Source organism: Caulobacter sp. D5, assembly GCF_003185805.1.
Lineage (GTDB): Bacteria > Pseudomonadota > Alphaproteobacteria > Caulobacterales > Caulobacteraceae > Caulobacter.
This window is the reverse complement of record NZ_QHJY01000198.1, coordinates 1-3,564: the sequence shown is the minus strand read 5'-3', so window position 1 is coordinate 3,564 and position 3,564 is coordinate 1. Positions and strand designations below refer to the sequence as shown.

At 65.1% G+C, this 3,564-nt stretch carries 4 protein-coding genes, 2 tRNA genes and 2 pseudogenes; 1 reads left to right on the top strand and 7 read right to left on the bottom strand.

Annotated elements, in window-relative coordinates; all coding sequences use genetic code 11:
* Both trbL and trbK-alt read right to left on the bottom strand, forming a co-directional pair.
* The coding region (trbL, locus tag DMC18_RS14080; RefSeq protein WP_110133023.1) for a P-type conjugative transfer protein TrbL at positions 1 to 892 on the bottom strand (892 nt) is incomplete at its 3' end.
* Positions 889 to 1,032 (bottom strand): annotated as a pseudogene (gene trbK-alt / locus DMC18_RS14075) (putative entry exclusion protein TrbK-alt); the annotation flags it as partial. The pseudogene trbK-alt and the gene trbL, both read right to left, overlap by 4 nt.
* Before the next feature lie 38 nt (positions 1,033 to 1,070).
* Here trbK-alt and DMC18_RS27310 point away from each other — a divergent pair.
* Positions 1,071 to 1,454, top strand: a pseudogene (locus DMC18_RS27310) (recombinase zinc beta ribbon domain-containing protein); the annotation flags it as partial.
* Positions 1,455 to 1,619: 165 nt separating this feature from the next.
* On the opposite strand, the gene DMC18_RS26935 reads toward DMC18_RS27310, so the two are convergent.
* The 5 genes from DMC18_RS26935 to cspD form a co-directional block, all read right to left on the bottom strand.
* Positions 1,620 to 1,787 (bottom strand): hypothetical protein, encoded by a 168-nt coding sequence (locus DMC18_RS26935; RefSeq protein ID WP_158285908.1) that lies wholly within the window; start codon positions 1,785 to 1,787, stop codon positions 1,620 to 1,622.
* A gap of 195 nt (positions 1,788 to 1,982) precedes the next feature.
* Positions 1,983 to 2,059: transfer RNA gene (locus DMC18_RS14065), tRNA-Arg, on the bottom strand.
* A 28-nt stretch (positions 2,060 to 2,087) separates the two neighbouring features.
* Complete coding sequence (locus DMC18_RS14060) at positions 2,088 to 2,393, bottom strand: ETC complex I subunit (protein ID WP_110118268.1); 306 nt, start codon at positions 2,391 to 2,393, stop codon at positions 2,088 to 2,090.
* A 26-nt stretch (positions 2,394 to 2,419) separates the two neighbouring features.
* Positions 2,420 to 2,496, bottom strand: a tRNA-Pro gene (locus DMC18_RS14055).
* 238 nt (positions 2,497 to 2,734) lie between these two features.
* Positions 2,735 to 3,331 (bottom strand): stationary phase survival cold shock domain protein CspD, encoded by a 597-nt coding sequence (gene cspD / locus DMC18_RS14050; protein ID WP_110118267.1) that lies wholly within the window; start codon positions 3,329 to 3,331, stop codon positions 2,735 to 2,737.
* Between the last annotated feature and the right edge of the window lie 233 nt (positions 3,332 to 3,564).

Below are 3,564 nucleotides of genomic sequence, written 5' to 3'. Positions count from 1 at the left end.
CCGCGCCGGCCGCCATCTGGGCAGCGCCCGCCGCGGCCATGGCCATGCCGGCCACAGCCATGCCGGTGCCGACGGCCGCGCCCGCGCCCAGTTGCGGCGCGCCGGAGACGAGGCCCGAAGCGATGCCGGGACCGAAGATCGAAAGGCCCAGAAGGGTCAGGGCCGCCAGGGCCATGGCCAGGGCGTCCTCGATCGTCGGCTGGCCGGCTGCCTGGCTGGTGAACTCGGAAAACAAGGTCGAGCCGATGCCGACGATCACCGCCAGCACCATGACCTTGACGCCCGAGGCCATGACGTTGCCCAGGACCTTTTCGGCCAGGAACGCGGTGCGCCCGAAGAGACCGAACGGCACCAGGACGAAGCCGCAGAGACTGACGAGCTTGAACTCGATCAGCACCACGAAGATCTGCACGGCGATGACAAAGAACGAGACGATCACGAGGAGCGCCACGATCAGCAGGATCAGGATCTGAACGGCGTTTTCGAAGAAGCCGGGAAATCCGCTCAGATCATTGGCGGCCTGCAGGATCGGCTTGCAGGCCTCCAGGCCCAGCGCCGCAAGCTTACCTGGCCGCAGAAAATCCTCGGCCGTGGTCCCCACCCCGCCCGCTTTGAGACCAAGGCCCGAGAAGCTCGACAGCACGATCCCTGTCAGGGTGTGGAAGTTGCCGATCACAAAGGCGAAGAAGCCGACATAGAGGGTTTTCTTGACCAGCCGCGCGAGGATGTCCTCGCCATGGGCCCAGGCCCAAAAGAGCGCCGCCAGGGTGACGTCGATGGCCACCAGGGTCGTCGACAGGAAGGCGACCTCGCCGCCGAGCAGTCCAAATCCGCTGTCGATGTAGCGGCCATAGGTGTCGAAGAAGCGGTCGATGACGCCGGTGTCGCTCATGGCCGGGCCTCGCCGAAGAAGTGGGCCCGAGCGCGCGCCCAGGCCTGCCGGCAGGCTGGATCGTCCTTGGCCGCCTCACCCAGGTCGCGGCAGCGTCCAAGCTCGGGATCGCCGCGATAGCCAGCGACCTCCATCCGTTCCGTGGACGCAGCCTCATGCCGTCCGCGAACCGTGGGGCATTAGTTCCCTGCATCATACCCTGACCCGGACCACCTATATCGGCGAGCACGTATTCAATAGCCGCAACTGGGCCAGCCAGGAGCCCAAGGACGACGCCGATCGGGTCATCATGCCGGTGCCGCCGCTGATCGAGCGCGACACCTTCGACGCCGTTCAGCGGGCGCTGTCGCTGCGCAATCCCAAGGCCATGGCGCCGCGCTTCGTCACCAGCCCGATCCTTCTGGGCGGCATCTGCTCTTGCGGTCACTGCGGCGGGGCCATGACCATCCGCACCGGCAAGAACGGGGCGTACCGCTACTACGCCTGCTCCACCAAGGCCCGCCAGGGCGCGACTGGCTGCCCGGGCATGTCCGTGCGGATGGATCTGCTGGACGCCTCGGTGATCGACCATCTGGAAAACCGCCTGCTCAACCCCGAACGGCTGGCCGCGATGATGGACAACATCATCGACCGCCGGTCCGAATGGATCGAGCGCCGCCATCGCCACGTCGCCGACCTACGCAAGCGGGCCACAGAAGCCGACCAGCGGCTGCAGCGCCTCTACGTCTCAATCGAGCAAGGCGCGATCGACCCGACCGATCAGTCGCTCAAACAGCGCATGATCGCCCTGAAAAAACTGCGCGACAAAGCCGAAGGCGATGCTCAGCGGGCCGCCGCGGCGATCGACAAGATCATGCCCGCCCTGACGCCTGAGCTGCTGCGTAAGTTCGCACAAGCCACCCGGGACATGTTTAGAGACAATAATGGCGCCTACCGTAGAGACCTCATCCGGGCCGTGGCGCAAAAAGTCGAATTACTGTCCCCGGACGAAGCAAGGATATGCGGATCGAGGGTCGAACTACTCAGGACCCTGTCGAGTAATAATGGCGTAGAATCGGCTGCTTTAGCATTGCCTGGATTTGCTCCAGGCTGGCGCGCCCTGCAGGATTCGAACCTGCGACCGTTCGCTTAGAAGGCGAATGCTCTATCCAACTGAGCTAAGGGCGCGCGCTGGCCAGCTTAGCCCGGGAGGCCCTCAGTGGGTCCAGGGCTGCTTGCGGTTGGTCGCGAAGTTGTCGGCGTAGGCCTTGATGATCCGCTTGGGAACCTTGGGTTCGAAAAGCTGGAACGAGATCTCGTGGCGCTGGGCGTAGGCGATGGCCTCGTCGCGGGTCTCGAAGGTCAGGCGGACCTGGCCGTTCATGTCGCTCGACTGCGTCCAGCCCATCAGGGGGTCGGGCTTGCGGGCCGAGGTCGGTTCGAACTCGAGCACCCAGTCCTTGGTCTTGGCTCTGCCCGACTGCATGGCGTTCTTGGCGGGACGATAGATGCGGGCGAGCATGGACCTCTCCAAACGACTCCAGCTGGTGGTCGGAGCGGCAGGATTCGAACCTGCGACCCTCTGCTCCCAAAACAGATGCGCTACCAGGCTGCGCTACGCTCCGGACACCAGCAAGGGGTTGCCTTGTAAGCGATTTCCGATTCTACGCAACAGGACAAAAGAGCAGCAGCACCAACTTTGTGGGCAGGCTGATGTGGGGCCTCCCCCGCCCCGGGCCAAGTCCTCGGCCTTTCGGTGAGATGCGACGCCGCGGATGGTCGAGAAGGGCCAGAAGCGCCTCGCTGGAGCCGTGAAACGGGCGACGAGCCTAGACGCCCCTCGCCCGCCGAAAAACCGCCGCCTCAGGCCGCCGTGATCTCGGCGACGACCAGGCCTTTCGGTCCCTGGGCGAAGCGGACCATGACGTCGTCGCCCGGCTGGAGGTCTTCGAGGCCGCCGCGGCGCAGGGTCTCGATGTGCACGAAGATGTCGCCCGGCGCTTCGTCGCGGACCACGAAGCCGTAGCCCTTGGTGCGGTTGAACCATTTGACCTTGGCCCGCTCGGGCGGACCGACGGGTTCCAGGGACTGGCGCGACGCGCCGCCGCCGAAGCCGCTGCGCAGGCCGTCGCGACGGGGCGCGGCCTCGTCGAAGGTGCGCCGGGGGCGCTCCAGCGGCGGCGGGGCCGAGGTCTCGTCGAGATCGACGACCTCGCTGACCTGCCAGCCCTTGGGACGCTTGACCACGTCGCAGACGATCACGGCGCCTTCCAGCGCCGACTCGCGGCCGCAGTTGCGCAGCGAGGTGACGTGAAGCAGGACGTCCTTCAGGCCCGTCTGGCCCGGATCGTCAGGAACGATGAAGCCGTAGCCCTTTCCGACGTCGAACCATTTCACGCGGCCGCTGATGCGTACGAGATCCTCGTGCGCCGCCGATGCATCCAAGTCGTAACCAGACATTCCGCCCCTCTGGCTCGCCCAAACAGCCCAAAGGAGCGAGCGCCACAAGAATAACACTGTTCTCGCGGAGGGAGAGCCGTCAATGGCCAAATGATGCCGAGAGCGCGCAATGCGAAAGGCGCGACGTTTAGTCGCGCCTTTTGTATGCTGTCGGAAATTTTGAACGCTGCGGTTGGTAGTCCCTAGGGGAGTCGAACCCCTCTCTCCAGAATGAAAATCTGGCGTCCTAACCG

Coding starts and splice junctions, on each gene's coding strand:
- cspD (WP_110118267.1), bottom strand. CDS start 3,331: ATGTCTGGTTACGACTTGGATGCATCGGCGGCGCACGAGGATCTCGTA.
- DMC18_RS14060 (WP_110118268.1), bottom strand. CDS start 2,393: ATGCTCGCCCGCATCTATCGTCCCGCCAAGAACGCCATGCAGTCGGGC.